Annotated in this window: 18 protein-coding genes; 17 read left to right on the forward strand and 1 reads right to left on the reverse strand. The window is 31.7% G+C overall.

All coding sequences use genetic code 11. The features are described from left to right. The first annotated feature begins 30 nt into the window (after positions 1–30). Positions 31–1,047 carry a glycosyltransferase family 9 protein gene (locus DKT72_RS10845; protein WP_235841694.1) on the forward strand — a complete coding sequence of 339 codons (1,017 nt, stop codon included), beginning with the start codon at positions 31–33 and terminating at the stop codon, positions 1,045–1,047. A 42-nt stretch (positions 1,048–1,089) separates the two neighbouring features. Here DKT72_RS10845 and DKT72_RS10850 read toward each other — a convergent pair whose 3' ends face one another. After that, a complete protein-coding gene (locus DKT72_RS10850) occupies positions 1,090–2,148 on the reverse strand; it encodes a ferredoxin--NADP reductase (protein ID WP_111308762.1) in 1,059 nt (352 codons plus the stop codon). A gap of 137 nt (positions 2,149–2,285) precedes the next feature. Between DKT72_RS10850 and DKT72_RS10855 the strand changes: the two genes are divergently transcribed. From DKT72_RS10855 to DKT72_RS10925, 16 genes are all read left to right on the forward strand, one after another. Further along, positions 2,286–2,687: a DUF2059 domain-containing protein gene (locus DKT72_RS10855; RefSeq protein ID WP_111308763.1), complete on the forward strand. Its 402-nt coding sequence runs from the start codon at positions 2,286–2,288 to the stop codon at positions 2,685–2,687. Between the two features lie 8 nt (positions 2,688–2,695). Beyond that, on the forward strand, positions 2,696–4,174 hold the full coding sequence (locus DKT72_RS10860) for a DUF5687 family protein (RefSeq protein ID WP_111308764.1): 1,479 nt from the start codon (positions 2,696–2,698) through the stop codon (positions 4,172–4,174). A 363-nt stretch (positions 4,175–4,537) separates the two neighbouring features. Next, entirely contained in the window at positions 4,538–5,233 is a 696-nt protein-coding gene (locus tag DKT72_RS10865; protein ID WP_111308765.1) for an ABC transporter ATP-binding protein, read from the forward strand. A 116-nt stretch (positions 5,234–5,349) separates the two neighbouring features. Further along, the gene (gene porW / locus DKT72_RS10870; RefSeq protein WP_111308842.1) at positions 5,350–7,908 is read left to right on the forward strand and encodes a type IX secretion system periplasmic lipoprotein PorW/SprE; all 2,559 of its coding nucleotides are present in this window, start codon (positions 5,350–5,352) and stop codon (positions 7,906–7,908) included. 10 nt (positions 7,909–7,918) lie between these two features. Further along, a complete protein-coding gene (locus tag DKT72_RS10875) occupies positions 7,919–8,335 on the forward strand; it encodes a bactofilin family protein (RefSeq protein ID WP_111308766.1) in 417 nt (138 codons plus the stop codon). Beyond that, positions 8,298–8,525 carry an AtpZ/AtpI family protein gene (locus DKT72_RS10880; protein WP_262510073.1) on the forward strand — a complete coding sequence of 76 codons (228 nt, stop codon included), beginning with the start codon at positions 8,298–8,300 and terminating at the stop codon, positions 8,523–8,525. Before DKT72_RS10875 ends, DKT72_RS10880 begins: the two co-directional genes overlap by 38 nt. Beyond that, complete coding sequence (locus tag DKT72_RS10885) at positions 8,526–8,912, forward strand: hypothetical protein (protein WP_111308768.1); 387 nt, start codon at positions 8,526–8,528, stop codon at positions 8,910–8,912. It abuts the gene before it with no gap. Between the two features lie 116 nt (positions 8,913–9,028). Then, entirely contained in the window at positions 9,029–10,114 is a 1,086-nt protein-coding gene (atpB, locus tag DKT72_RS10890; RefSeq protein WP_111308769.1) for a F0F1 ATP synthase subunit A, read from the forward strand. Positions 10,115–10,146: 32 nt separating this feature from the next. Then, entirely contained in the window at positions 10,147–10,338 is a 192-nt protein-coding gene (atpE, locus tag DKT72_RS10895) for an ATP synthase F0 subunit C (RefSeq protein WP_126161628.1), read from the forward strand. 72 nt (positions 10,339–10,410) lie between these two features. Continuing rightward, complete coding sequence (locus DKT72_RS10900) at positions 10,411–10,911, forward strand: F0F1 ATP synthase subunit B (protein ID WP_111308771.1); 501 nt, start codon at positions 10,411–10,413, stop codon at positions 10,909–10,911. Between the two features lie 5 nt (positions 10,912–10,916). Beyond that, entirely contained in the window at positions 10,917–11,453 is a 537-nt protein-coding gene (gene atpH / locus DKT72_RS10905) for an ATP synthase F1 subunit delta (RefSeq protein ID WP_111308772.1), read from the forward strand. Between the two features lie 65 nt (positions 11,454–11,518). Then, positions 11,519–13,099: a F0F1 ATP synthase subunit alpha gene (atpA, locus tag DKT72_RS10910; protein WP_111308773.1), complete on the forward strand. Its 1,581-nt coding sequence runs from the start codon at positions 11,519–11,521 to the stop codon at positions 13,097–13,099. Between the two features lie 30 nt (positions 13,100–13,129). Next, positions 13,130–13,321, forward strand: coding sequence for a four helix bundle protein (locus tag DKT72_RS18675; RefSeq protein WP_317048436.1), 192 nt, complete (start codon positions 13,130–13,132; stop codon positions 13,319–13,321). 13 nt (positions 13,322–13,334) lie between these two features. Further along, a complete protein-coding gene (locus DKT72_RS18680) occupies positions 13,335–13,475 on the forward strand; it encodes a four helix bundle protein (RefSeq protein WP_317048437.1) in 141 nt (46 codons plus the stop codon). A gap of 29 nt (positions 13,476–13,504) precedes the next feature. Continuing rightward, positions 13,505–14,365 (forward strand): ATP synthase F1 subunit gamma, encoded by an 861-nt coding sequence (gene atpG / locus DKT72_RS10920; protein ID WP_111308774.1) that lies wholly within the window; start codon positions 13,505–13,507, stop codon positions 14,363–14,365. 113 nt (positions 14,366–14,478) lie between these two features. Further along, the gene (locus DKT72_RS10925) at positions 14,479–14,943 is read left to right on the forward strand and encodes a hypothetical protein (RefSeq protein ID WP_111308775.1); all 465 of its coding nucleotides are present in this window, start codon (positions 14,479–14,481) and stop codon (positions 14,941–14,943) included. Positions 14,944–14,981 lie beyond the last annotated feature (38 nt).

Here is a 14,981-nt window from a genome sequence, read left to right on the forward strand (position 1 = left end):
AAGGCAGGAATTTCACTTTTATAAATTCAAATGTCCAATTCAAAGCACATATTGGTTATTCGTCTTTCAGCTATGGGCGATGTGGCCATGATGGTGCCAGTTTTACGTGCATTGACAGAACAAAATCCGCAACTTAAAATCACTATTTTAACACGCGCTTTTTTCATGCCTTTTTTTAGGGAGTTGCCAAACGTCTCTATATTTCCTGCTGAGGTTAAAGGGAAACATAAAGGCATTTTAGGGCTTTTTAAACTTTCAAAGGAACTAAAAGCAATAGGATTTGATGCTGTAGCCGATTTGCATAATGTATTACGTAGCAATGTATTAAAGTTTTCTTTCTTCGGAAAACCCGTTGTTCAAATAGATAAAGGCAGAGCAGAGAAAAAAGCATTGGTTTCTGGTGAAATATTTCAGCAATTAAAAACAACCCATGAGCGCTATGCAGAGGTTTTTAAAACACTAGGATTTACTTTAGATTTAAAGAATCCTTCATTTCCAAAGCCTAAAAAATTAAGTTCGAAAGTTTCAGAAATATTAGGAAACAAAACAACAAAATGGATTGGAATAGCACCTTTTGCAGCCCACGAAAGTAAAATGTATCCTTTAGATTTAATGAAACAAGTGATTAATTCGCTTTCAAAAGCGTATAAAATTATTTTGTTTGGCGGTGGAGAAAAAGAATCAAGTATTTTAAACCATTTTGAATACGAATTTGAAAATGTTATAAATATTTCAGGAAAGTTGACGCTTGATGAAGAATTAGATATTATTTCAAATCTAGATGTCATGCTTTCCATGGATTCTGGAAATGCGCATTTGGCGGCTATGTTGGGTGTAAAAGTGGTGACTATTTGGGGCGTTACACATCCATTTGCTGGGTTCGCACCCTTTAACCAACCCGAAGATCATGTATTGTTAGCAGATAAAAATCAATTCCCTAAAATTCCAACCTCCATTTACGGAAACACATACCCGAAAGGTTATGAAAATGCAGCGGGAAGTATTTCACCAAAAATGATTGTAAACAAGATTATTTCAGTTCTCTAAAAATCTAAAAAGCGAAGCGTTCTAAGCATCTAACGTTCTAAATTAAACATCATCATAATCAACAACCAAAGTTGGTGTAGTAGGTTGGGCTTGACATGTTAGAATGAGGCCTTTTGCAACTTCTTTATCTGTTAAAATGTTATTTTGTCTCATTGTAACTTGTCCTTCTTTTACACGCGCTAAACAACTGCTGCAAATACCTCCTTGGCATGAATAGGGTGCATCAATCTCTTCATCTAAAGCAGCTTCTAGAACCGTGTGTTTTTGCGACATTTCAAAAGTGGTCGTTTCATCATCAACAGTAATAGTGATGGTTGTTTTTTCATTTGATGCGGTAACGTTATCTTCAATATCTACAGGTTTTGCGGCTTTAAAAAGTTCGAAATGAATACTTTTTTCATCAATACCATTAGAGGTTAAAACATCTTTAACGGTATGAATCATAGCTTCTGGGCCACATAAATAGAAAGCATCAACATCAACATGTTGATGTTTGTTTTTCATAACATAATTAACAGTGCTTTTTTCGATACGTCCAAAAATGGAGTTTTCATCTTCTTGTTGGCTAAACACAAATTGGATGGAAAACCTATCTTTATATTGGTGCTGAAGCTCTAAAAGTTCATTTAAAAACATGGTGTCTTCAGTCGTTTTATTACCATAAACAAGAATCACTTTACTATGTATTTCTTCTTCCAAAGCACATTTTATAATACTTAAAACAGGTGTAATACCACTACCAGCAGCAAAAGCGGCAATGTTTTTAGTTTTTTTGTCATTCGGCTCAAACACAAAACGCCCTTTAGGTGGAGCAACATCTAAAACATCTCCAACTTTTAATTGATTATTGGCATAAGAAGAAAATGTACCATCCTTCACTTCTTTCACGGCTACTTTAAGCTCATTGCTTTTTGGTGAGGAGCAAATAGAATAATCGCGTCTTAATTCGTTGCCATTTATATCTTTTTTTAAAGTAATATATTGGCCGGCTTTGAATAGAAAAGACGATTTTAAATTTTCGGGAATATCAAAAACAATGCTGATAGCTTTGTTAGCTTCCTTGTTAATTTTTTTTACTGAGAGTTTATGAAATGATGACATTTAATATGTTTTATGCAAAAATAGCGAAGTAGATTTGTAAATTTAAATTTTGATTGTAACAATTACTTCAAAATTTTCACTAATTAAGAGAAATCTATTTTATAAACGAAATCACTAACCATTTAAAACCTAAAACCATGAAAAAAGTATTGCTAGTATTATTCTTAATTTCAACTGTTGTAACCCAAGCACAGGAGAATTCAGAATTTAAAAAGGAAACCATTGAGTTTATTAAACTAACAGGTTCTGGAGCTGCCTTTGATAACGCTATTGCTCAAATTGGTACTATGGTCTCTGAAGCGAATAAAGGGGCTTACCAAAAAGATGCAAATGCCACTTTAGATGGGCTTTACGATAAATTAGCCGATTTGTATATGGAAGAGTTTACTCAAGCCGAAATAAAAGAGTTGGTAGCTTTTTATAACACTGATTTAGGCAAAAAACTTGCCGAAAAACAATTAAGTTTAACCCAAAAAGGCATGATGCTTGGGCAATCTTGGGGCATGGAATTACAAGGAATTGCACAAAAATATAACTAAATAGACTTATGGTAAAGCGTTTTTTAAGTTTAGAGTGGAAATCCTTTTTAAGGTCTGCAAGTTTTGGTAAAGGACTTGCTATAAAAATTTTAATGGGATTTTTAGCACTCTATTTTATGGCGATTTTTTTAAGCATGGGCGTTTTTTTATATCCGGGACTTAAAAAAGCATTTCCCAATGCAGACCCATTATTAATTGTAAATAATTTTCTTTTTTATTGGATTCTAGTAGATTTGATTTTTAGGTTTTTCTTTCAAAAACTGCCAGTATTGGTGGTAAAGCCACTTTTAATAGTGCCCATAAAAAAATCAAAAATTGTTAATTATGTTTTAGGTAAATCTACACTATCGTTTTTTAACTTTTTACCGCTTTTTGCAATTATTCCTTTTGGTGTTACACTTATTGTTGAAGATTATCCCACAACTTCAGTATTAATTTGGATGATAGCATTAGTGTTAATCACATTAATAATTAATTTCTTAAATTTTATTATTGAAAGTTTTTCGTCAAAGAAAGAGTTCTCATTTTTACCTATTATAGCTTTAACAGGTGGTTTGTTTGCCCTTAATCATTTTAATATTATAGCTTTTAACGAGCTGTTTTCTAAAGGTTTTAATGCCATTTATGAAACTCCAATTTTTATTGTAGTTCCGGTGTTAATTCTAATAGGGCTATATCTCTTTAATTTTAAGTTATTAAAAGAAAAGCTGTTTTTAGATAGTGGTTTAAAAGAAAAGATAAAAGAAGTACAAACATCAAATTTAGAATGGACAAAGAATTTTGGAGATATTGCTCCATTCATGCAATTGGATTTGAAATTAATTTGGCGTAATAAGCGTACTAAATCTTCTGTTTTTTTGGTTGCCATAGGGTTGTTATATGGCCTGTTTTTTTACCCGCAACCAACATACCAAAACTTACCGTGGTTTTTTGTTTTTATTGGTGTTTTTTCAACGGGAATTTTTTTAATCAACTTTGGTCAATTTATACCTGCTTGGGATAGTGCTTATTATAAATTATTAATGAGTCAGAATATTAAGTATCAACAATACTTGCAATCTAAATTCACTTTAATGGCATTAAGCGTTGTAATCCTATTTGTGCTTGGTATCCCATATGTGTTTTTTGGTTGGAAAATTTTATTGGCACATTTTGTGGCAGCCATTTATAATATTGGCGTTAATACACATGTAATTCTATATGGAGGCTCTTACAATAGAAAAAAAATAGAATTAAGTCAGAAAGCGGCCTTTAATTATCAAGGTACTGGTGCTGTGCAGTGGCTTATAGGCATTCCGTTGCTAATTTTACCTATGGGAATATTTGCTTTATTCTATTTTCTTGTTGGTTTTGAATTGGCATGTTTAGTATTGGCAATAATGGGAATAGTTGGTATTGTTTTTCATCAAAAACTAATGAGATTAATCACAAGAAAATATTTAGAATCAAAGTATAAAATGATTAGTGCGTTTAATCAAAATGATTAAAAACAATTAAGGTATTTACCATAAATAAATTCTAATCATTTTATGTTTTTTTAAAATTAAAAACATAAAATATGATATGCTATTTGCATAAAAAAATAGGACTTAAAAAATGAAATTTTTAGTTTTTTTTAAAACCATTTTTTTTTAGTTTAATTTCAAAATTATAAAACTGCTAAAACTATTGTTTTTACTATAGAAATAGCAATAATTTTAGTGTCAAAAAAAAATAAAAATCAATTTTTAAAAAAAGTTGTTTTTTTGAAATTGAAGCGTAAAAATATTTTTAATTTTTTGAAATTAAAAAACGTTTAAAACTCATTTTTTCAAATAAAAAATAATTACCAAAAATTAAAAAATTACAATATGATAATAACATCAAATCTTTCAAAAAAATATAATAATAGTTTGGTTTTAAATATTGAATCTTTAGAGATTCCTAAAGGCCAAAGTTTTGGTTTAGTCGGCAACAACGGGGCAGGTAAAACCACCTATTTTAGTTTGCTTTTAGATTTAATACAACCAACCACAGGCTTTATAAAAACAAATAATATTCAAGTTAATGAAAGCGAAGATTGGAAGCCTTTTACATCAGCCTTTATTGACGAAAGTTTTTTAATCGGCTATTTAACTGCCGAAGAATATTTTTATTTTATTGGTGAACTTCGTAACCAAAATAAAGCCGATGTTAATGCTTTGTTATCTCAATTTGAGGATTTTTTCCATGGTGAAATTTTAAATCAGAAAAAATACTTGCGTGATTTAAGTAAGGGAAACCAAAAGAAAGTAGGGATAGTAGCAGCCTTAATAGGAAATCCAGACGTTATTATTTTAGATGAGCCTTTTGCGAATTTAGATCCTACAACCCAAATAAGACTTAAAGGTATTATTAAGGATTTAGCAGAAAAAAAAGGGGTCACAGTCTTAATTTCCAGTCACGATTTAATGCATGTTACAGACGTTTGCGAACGTATTGTTGTGCTTGAAAAAGGACACATAATAAAAGATTTGGAGACAAACGAAGCTACGTTAAAAGAATTAGAGGCACATTTTGCTGGTTAACAAGTTATCTAAAAGTGCTTTAATTTTAGAAGTTAATCAAAAAAGATGTTTATTTTTACCCAGAAACATACTATAAACACTAGTTTGTAGTTATTTATATGACTAACAATAGGGGATTGAAAACATTTTTTAAAGGGATACTAATTCTCGGCTGTTCTATTTTTGTTGTAACAAGTTGTTCAAGAAAAAAAGACAAATTTATTAGCCGTAATTTTCATGCTGTAACAGCAGAATACAACACGCTTTATAATGGTTATAATGCTTTAGAAGAAGGCAGAACCCGTCTTAACGAAAGTTATTTTGATAATTATTGGGACATTCTTCCCATAGAGCGCATGGAAGTTTTTGAAGACGTTGTGCTTCCTGGGCAATCTAAGAACGAAAGTTTTGGAAGAGCGGAAGAGAAGGCTGTCAAAGCGGTTCAAACCCATGGAATGAACATTGATGGCAAAGAGAAAAACCCTCAAATTGATGAAGCTTATTTGTTATTAGGAAAAGCTAGATATTTTGATCAGCGTTTTGTGCCAGCATTAGAAGCTTTCAATTATATCCTTTACAAATATCCAGCAAGTGATAAAATAAATCAAGCAAAAATTTGGAGAGAGAAAGCCAACATCCGTTTAGAAAATGATGAGCTTGCCATAAAAAACCTAAAACGTCTATTAGAGCAAGAAGTTTTAGAAAATCAGGACTTAGCAGACGCCACTTCCATTTTAGCTCAGGCTTATATTAATACAAAATCGGTTGATAGCGCTATCACAGAATTAGGAATTGCGGCCAATGCTACTAAAAAAAGCGATGAGAGAGGTCGCTATCGGTTTATACAAGGACAGTTATACAATGCTTTAGGTCTTAAAGATAGTGCGGTTTATGCTTTTGATAAGGTGATAGAGTTAAACCGAAAAATCCCCCGCATTTATTTGATAAGTGCTGAAATAGAAAAAATTAAAAACTTCGATTACGAGAAAGGCGATAAAGTTGAGTTATTGGAATTCCTCACAAAACTTGAAGAAAATAGAGAAAATAGACCGTTCCTTGATAAAATATATCACCAAATAGCAGAGTTTTATCGCAAAACCAATGCTGAAGTTTTAGCTAAAACCTATTATAATAAATCTTTGCGTACAAATTCCGAAGATCAAATATTAATGGCTCGTAATTATGAAATTCTTGGCGACATGAATTTTGATAAATCACTTTACAGAGATGCCGGCGAATATTATGATAGCACTATGGGCAAATTGGCTCAAGACTCTAAAGAATATAGAACCATTAAGCGAAAAAGAGATAATCTGGAAGATGTTATTTATTATGAAAGTATTGCCCAAACCAATGATAGTATTTTAAATCTTGTTAATTTACCAGAGGCAGATAGATTGGTTTATTTTGAAACTTTTGTAGAAAAACTTAAAATTCAATCAGAAAAGCAAAAAGAAAACGAGGATGCTTTAGAACGAAATAACGGTTTAATAACTCTAAATACTAATAGTAGTAATAACGCTCCATCAAGAGTGGGAAGCACACCGGCCCAAGCTGCCTCTTTTTATTTTTATAATCCAACAACAGTTGCTTATGGCAAAAACGAGTTTATTAAAATTTGGGGAGACAGAGCTTTAGAAGATGATTGGAGATGGTCTACTAAAAATGTATCAAATTCAAATACAGATGTTGTAGCTAAAGATGTTATCGCTTCGGCTACCGAAAACGAGGTATTCGATCCTCAATTTTATATGTCTAAAATTCCTTCCGAAGAAAAAGACATTGATAGTATTTCTAGAGAACGTAATTATGCATATTATCAATTAGGATTGATTTACAAAGAAAAATTCAAGGAATACGAATTGTCCAAAAGAAGATTTGAAAATTTACTAAAAAGTAATCCAGAAGACCGATTGATATTGCCATCAAAATATAACCTGTATAAAATTTACGAGCTTTTAGGCGAAAATGATGAAGCTAATATTGCAAAAAATGATATCATTTCAAATTATCCAGAATCTAGATATGCTACCATTTTAAGTAATCCAGAATTGGCTTCTGCCAAAGATGAAAATAGTCCGGAAAGTTTGTATGAAGCCCTTTATGAGAAACTTGACAATCAAGATTATGATGAGGTCATATCTAAAGCAGAAGAATACATCAATATTTTTGATGGAGAACCCATAGTACCCAAACTCGAACTATTAAAAGCGACAGCTTCCGGGCGTTTGTATGGCTATGATGCGTATGCTAAAGCTATAAATTATGTGGCCATTACCTATGCTAACACAGCCGAAGGCAAACAGGCTCAAGATATAGAAGGGCAGGTATTGCCTAAAATTGTAAATAAAGATTTTCAACCAGATAGTGTTGCAAATAATTTTAAAGTGGTTTTTAGCTTTGATAATTCAAAAAAAGAACATATAAATAACTTTAAAACTACTTTAGATACCATATTAAGTAAAATAAAATATTATAAGTTAAGTTCATCAAAAGATGTTTATAATAAAGATACCACTTTTGTGATTGTTCATGGTTTTAAAAATGAACAAGTAGCAAAAACCTTTGATCAATTATTAACTAAAGAAGATAAGAAAAAAATAAAAGAACCATACTTTGCAATCTCATCTGCAAACTATCAAACCATACAAATTCATAAGAATTTAGATATGTATTTAAACAGGGCTAATAAATAAACAATATAATATGTTCTCTGACAACAAAAAAGAAAGAAAAATGGTGGAAAACACATCCAATCAAAACATTATCTCACAAGGCACTAAAATTATTGGTGATTTTAATAGTGAAGGCGATTTTAGAATAGATGGTATTGTAGAGGGAAATATAAAAACAAACGGAAAAGTGGTCGTTGGTAAATCGGGTGTTATTAAAGGAACATTACAAGGTACAGATGCTTATTTTGAAGGTAAATTTTCAGGTAAATTGGCGCTTTCGGGTACATTAACATTAAAAGCATCGGCACATATTGAAGGTGAAGTAGTTGCTGGAAAATTGGCGGTAGAGCCAGGAGCTACCTTTAATGTAACCTGTGTTATGAAAGGTTCAGTTAAAGAAATGAATAAAAGTGAAGAAAGAAAACCAGAAACCGGGAAAACAGCTTAAAAACCTGGCTGTACTTACTGGTATAGCAATTCAAATGGGTATTACTATTTACTTATTTGTTATTTTAGGTAGATGGTTAGATGCCAAATTTCATCATGGAGATAAATTATTCATCATTATTACTACCCTTTTAGGAGTTGCCATTTCTCTTTATGTGGTCATTCAGCAAGTCAATCGAATTAAATATTAAATGAACAACCCTTTTTTTAGCTTTACAATAAAGGCATTTGTTGTTTTGGGAAGTGCGTTTATCATACACATAACAGTTTTAAACGTTTTAGCATACCCTTTGTTTAACGACAGAATAATTGCTTCATATATTGCAAACTTATTTTTAATTATAGCTGTTTTTGGGATGCTTTATTTATTAAAAAGAAAATATAAAAGCCAACTGGGCTTTTTGTTTTTGGTGGGAAGTGCTCTGAAATTTACTGTGTTTTTCATCTTCTTTTATCCTTTTTATAAGTTGGATAATGATATCTCTAGATTAGAATTTGCTGCTTTTTTTATACCTTATATAATAGGCTTGTTTCTAGAAACCATAAGCCTTAGCAAATGGTTGAACAATATGGAATAATGCCCTAGAAAAAAGGGTTAAATATTAGCCTTGAAATAAAACATAAAATTATTTTTGTTTTTGACATAAAAACCTACCTTTGCAGCGATTTTTAAGCCACTATTAGTTAGAGTAATATGCGAAGAAAAATATCTTTAAAACCAATAACATTATTACTGTTTTTGTCAACCTTTTTTTTCTATGGACAGGAAGAGGTAGAGCACATTGAGGCAAAACCTGATAAAAAAACAGAAATAAAGGAATACATTCAACACCATTTAAAGGATTCTTATGACTTCAGTCTGTTTTCTTATGAAGCAGAATCAGGAGAAGTTAAACACATTAGTTTTCCATTACCAGTTATTTTATGGGATGGTGGTTTAAGAATATTTTCATCTTCTAAATTACATCATGGTGAGGCGGTTGCCGAAGTCGATGGAAATTTTTATAAATCGTATCACGGTAAAATTTATAAAACCGATGCTTCAGGAACAATAGATTATAATGAAGAACATCATCCAATCAATGAAAAACCTTTAGATTTTTCTATTACAAAAAACGTGTTTACCATTTTTATTATTGGTTTCCTCATGTTTGCTATGTTTGCCAGTATGGCCAAAAAGTATAAAAGAGGTAATGCAATTCCAGTTGGTGTTGGAAGGTTTTTAGAACCAATTGTACTCTACATAAGAGATGATATTGCGATTCCAAATATAGGTAAGAAACATTATAAGCGTTACATGAGTTTTTTGTTAACGGTATTTTTCTTTATTTGGATTATTAACTTACTAGGTTTAACACCACTTGGGGTTAACGTCACAAATAATATTGCTGTAACACTAGCATTGGCTTTGTTGACTTATATTATAACAACATTCACGGCCAATAAAAACTATTGGGGGCATATTTTTTGGATGCCAGGTGTGCCATGGCCAATGAAGATTATTTTGGCACCTATAGAATTACTAGGTACATTAATTAAACCGTTCTCATTATTGATTCGTTTGTATGCAAATATTACAGCAGGGCATATTGTTTTAATGAGTATTATTGGTTTAATGTTTATCTTTAAAAACTGGCTAGGTAGCTCATTGTCATTTGGTTTAGCATTTGCTTTATCTTTGTTGGAGCTGTTGGTGGCTGCTTTACAAGCATATATTTTCACAATGTTATCGGCATTGTATTTTGGGTCTGCGGTTGAAGAACATCATGCCGACCACTAAAAGTGAGTGTTTAATTTTTTAATATATATATTATGGAAATTCCAACTATTGTAGGAGCAGGTTTAATCGTTATTGGTGCTGGTTTAGGTATTGGTAAAATTGGTGGATCAGCAATGGATGCTATCGCACGTCAACCAGAAGCTTCTGGAAAAATTCAAACGGCTATGCTTATTGCAGCGGCACTTATTGAAGGTATTGGATTTGCTGCTTTATTTGCAGCGTAAAAAGCAAAAAACAACTTTAACGGTTGGTTAAAGTTGTTTTTAATTTAATATTTATTAAAAACATAGATATAAATGGAAAAGTTAATTAATGAGTTTTCAATAGGATTGTTTTTTTGGCAATTAGTATTGTTTGTTGGATTGGTGTTGCTTTTAAGGAAATTTGCTTGGAAACCTATTCTTGATGCCGTTGAAAAAAGAGAAACTGGAATAGATGAGGCATTGAAATCTGCTGAAAAGGCAAAATTAGAAATGCAAAACCTGCAAGCGGATAACCAAAAGTTATTGCAAGAGGCTAGAATGGAAAGAGAAGCCATGCTTAAAGAAGCGAGAGATTTGAAAGCGAAAATGATTGAAGATGCTAAAGGGGAAGCTCAAAATCAAGCTAATAAAATAATAGAACAAGCACAGGCGGCTATTGAAAGCGAAAAGAAAGCAGCTATTGCCGAGTTAAAAAATCAAGTGGCCAACTTATCTATTGAAATAGCAGAGAAAGTTGTGAGAGAAGAATTATCTAGTAAAGACAAGCAATTAAAATTGGTTGAGTCTATGTTAGGTGAAACAACCTTTAATTAAGAATTATGGCAGGATCAAGAGCAGCAATACGTTATGCAAAAGCAGTTTTAAGTTTAGCTTCAGATGAAAAAACAGCAGAAGCTGTAAATACGGAGATGAAACTTATAGCTAATACTATTGCACAAAGTAAAGATTTACGCGATGTGCTTAAAAGTCCTGTGGTAAGTTCATCTGTAAAAAAATCTGTTTTATTAGAAGTTTTCAAAAATTCTAATAAAGCAATATTAAATTTAATAGATACTTTAATTAGTAATAACAGAATTGATATTTTTAGTGATGTTGCAGAAAGATACAATCAGTTATTTGACGAATCTAAAGGTATAGAATTAGCTACAGTAACTACCGCTGTTCCTTTAACAGATGATTTGAAAAAGAAAGTATTAGTAAAGGCTAAAGAGCTAACTGGTAAAGATATTGAAGTAGAAAATGTTATAGATGAAAGCATTATTGGTGGATTCATTTTACGTATTGGAGATATTCAATATAATGCAAGTATTGCAAACCAACTAAGTAAATTAAAAAGAGAATTTATATTAAATTAAAATAAAGAGTTAAACGAAAGATGTCTTACATCTAAGTCTAATGTCTAATATCTAATAAATAAAAGATGGCAGAAGTAAAACCAGCTGAAATATCAGCAATCTTAAAAAAGCAACTATCAGGTTTTGAAGCAAGTGCTTCATTAGATGAAGTAGGAACTGTATTAACCGTAGGTGATGGTATTGTACGTGCTTACGGATTAGCTAATGCTCAATATGGAGAGTTAGTTGAATTTGAAGGCGGCTTAGAAGGTATTGTACTAAATCTTGAAGAAGATAATGTTGGTATTGTATTGTTAGGAGCTTCAATAGGTGTTAAAGAAGGATCTATAGTAAAACGCACCTCTCGTATTGCTTCTATTAAAGTTGGAGAAGGTATCGTTGGACGTGTAGTTGATACATTAGGAAATCCAATTGATGGTAAAGGTCCTATTTCTGGTAAAACTTATGAGATGCCGCTAGAGCGTAAAGCTCCAGGGGTTATTTTCCGTGAGCCAGTTACCGAGCCATTACAAACAGGTATTAAATCTATTGATGCGATGATTCCTGTTGGTCGTGGTCAACGTGAGTTGGTTATTGGCGACCGTCAAACAGGTAAAACAGCTGTTTGTATTGATACCATCTTAAATCAAAAAGAATTTTACGATGCAGGTGAACCTGTATTTTGTATATATGTTGCTGTTGGTCAAAAAGCATCAACCGTAGCTTTAATTGCTAAAACATTAGAAGAAAAAGGAGCTTTAGCTTATACTACTATTGTAGCTGCTAATGCATCAGATCCTGCAGCGATGCAAGTATACGCACCATTTTCTGGGGCATCTATTGGAGAATATTTTAGAGACACTGGGCGTCCCGCTTTAATTATCTATGATGATTTATCAAAACAAGCGGTGGCTTACCGTGAGGTGTCTTTATTATTACGTCGTCCACCAGGGCGTGAGGCATATCCTGGAGACGTTTTCTATTTACACTCTCGTTTATTAGAACGTGCTGCAAAAATCATCAACAATGATGATATTGCTAAAAATATGAACGACCTTCCAGATGCATTAAAATCTATTGTTAAAGGAGGAGGTTCATTAACAGCTTTACCAATCATTGAAACACAAGCAGGAGACGTTTCTGCATATATTCCAACAAACGTAATTTCGATTACGGATGGACAGATTTTCTTAGATGGAGATTTATTCAATTCAGGTGTACGTCCAGCGATTAACGTAGGTATTTCGGTATCTCGTGTTGGAGGTAATGCACAGATTAAATCCATGAAAAAAGTAGCTGGTACATTAAAATTAGATCAAGCACAATATCGCGAGTTAGAAGCATTTGCTAAATTTGGTTCTGACCTTGATGCAGTTACATTAAATGTAATCAACAAAGGGAAACGTAATGTTGAGATTTTAAAACAGGCTCAAAATGATCCATTTACAGTAGAAGATCAAATTGCAATTATTTATGCAGGTTCTAAAAACTTGCTAAGAGATGTTCCTGTTGAAAAAGTAAAAGAATTTGAAAGAGATTATTTAGAATTCTTAAGAGCAAAACACAACAATATTTTAGCGGACTTAAAAGCGGGTAAATTAACCGACGAAGTTACAGATACCCTAACAGTTGTAGCAAAAGAATTATCAGCAAAATACAAAAGCTAATTCTGAATTAAGGATTTAGAATTCTGAATTATGAGTTTTAAAAAAAGCGGTAATGCTATAGTAGATAAAAGTTTTTATTTTGCTTGTGATATAGTTGTTTACGCTGAAGAACTCAAAGAAAAGCGGTTTTTTGAAATAGCAAATCAGCTACTAAAATCAGGCACTAGTGTTGGTGCTAATGTGAGAGAATCTCAAAGAGGTGTAAAGTACAAAAGATTTTAAAAATAAATTAGGAATTGCTCTTAAAGAAGCAGATGAGACATCATTTTGGTTGGACGTTATAGAAGAAACAAATATTTACCAAGTGCCACCAAAGCTTAGAGAGGATTGTGAAGTTCTAATTAAACTTTTAGTTTCAATTATTAAAAATTCATGATTCATAATTTATAATTCATAATTTGAACTATGGCAAATTTAAAAGAAATACGTAACAGAATATCATCGGTATCTTCAACGATGCAGATAACCAGTGCCATGAAAATGGTATCGGCTGCAAAGTTAAAAAAAGCACAAGATGCTATTACAGCAATGCGTCCTTATGCAGATAAGCTAACAGAACTTTTACAAAATTTAAGTGCGACTTTAGATGCAGATTCTGGAAGTAAATTTTCTACTCAACGCGAGGTAAAAAAAGTTTTAATTGTGGCCATTACTTCCAACAGAGGTTTAGCAGGTGCTTTTAATTCAAATATTATTAAAGAAGTTAGTAGGTTAACCACTAAAACCTATGCTAATCAAGAGGTTTCTTATGTGGCTATTGGTAAAAAAGCCAATGATGCCTTTAAAAAAACCAATAAGATTATCGCGAATAAAAGTCATATTCTTGATGATTTAACATTTGATAATGTTGCTGATATTGCTCAAATGTTAATGGATAAATTCGTAGCAGGAGAGTTTGATAAAATTGAGATTGTTTATAATAAATTTAAAAATGCAGCAACTCAAGAAGTTATTACCGAGCAATTTTTACCAATCGTTCCAATAAAAAGAGATGTAAATGTGAATGCAGATTACATTTTTGAGCCATCAAAAATTGAAATCGTTGAGCAATTAATACCAAAATCTTTAAAAACGCAACTTTATAAGGGAATAAGAGATTCTTTTGCTAGTGAACATGGCGCTCGTATGACCGCTATGCACAAAGCAACAGATAATGCAACTGAGTTAAGAGATCAACTTAAATTAACTTATAATAAAGCACGTCAGGCAGCTATTACTAACGAAATCTTAGAGATTGTTGGCGGTGCAGAGGCTTTGAATAATTAAATAATCATGTTAAACTAGTTTTAGCATTTAAAAATACCAAGCCTCACTTGAAAAGTGAGGCTTTTTTTCTGGCATTACTTTTGAAATGAAATTGTTATTAATTTCCATTATAGATGAAAACATTTAAAAACATAATTACTTTTCTTTTCATGCTGTTCATTATGGCAAGTTTTTATCAATGTTCAAGTTCTAAAAGGCTACAAAAGAACTTGCCGTTTAAAATAGGAGAAATCTATTATCAAGAATTGGGTTCTAATATAAATATTTTCATTACCATGAAATCAAACCCTAAAAACATTTTGTTGGATAGCGTTTACTTTCAAGGCAAACAAACAAAACTTGAATATAAAAATAATATGTTTATCGGCATATTTAAAACACTGATTATTAAAAAACAAGATATTATTATGAGTCATGAGCCTTATGCCGAATATGGAAATGAGGTGCCAAAGCTTCCTGAAACATCATCGATTAAGCCTGAGGATGACGAATGCATTGTAAGTTATAAAGAAGATAATGTTATAAAGTATTTAAAAATAGAACATGTTACTCAAAAAGAAAGACAATTGTATCCTTAAATATCAATTGCATTCAATAACTTATCTTTGCTTTGTAT

The sequence above is a fragment of the Confluentibacter sediminis genome (assembly GCF_003258355.1).
GTDB classification, from domain to species: domain Bacteria; phylum Bacteroidota; class Bacteroidia; order Flavobacteriales; family Flavobacteriaceae; genus Confluentibacter; species Confluentibacter sediminis.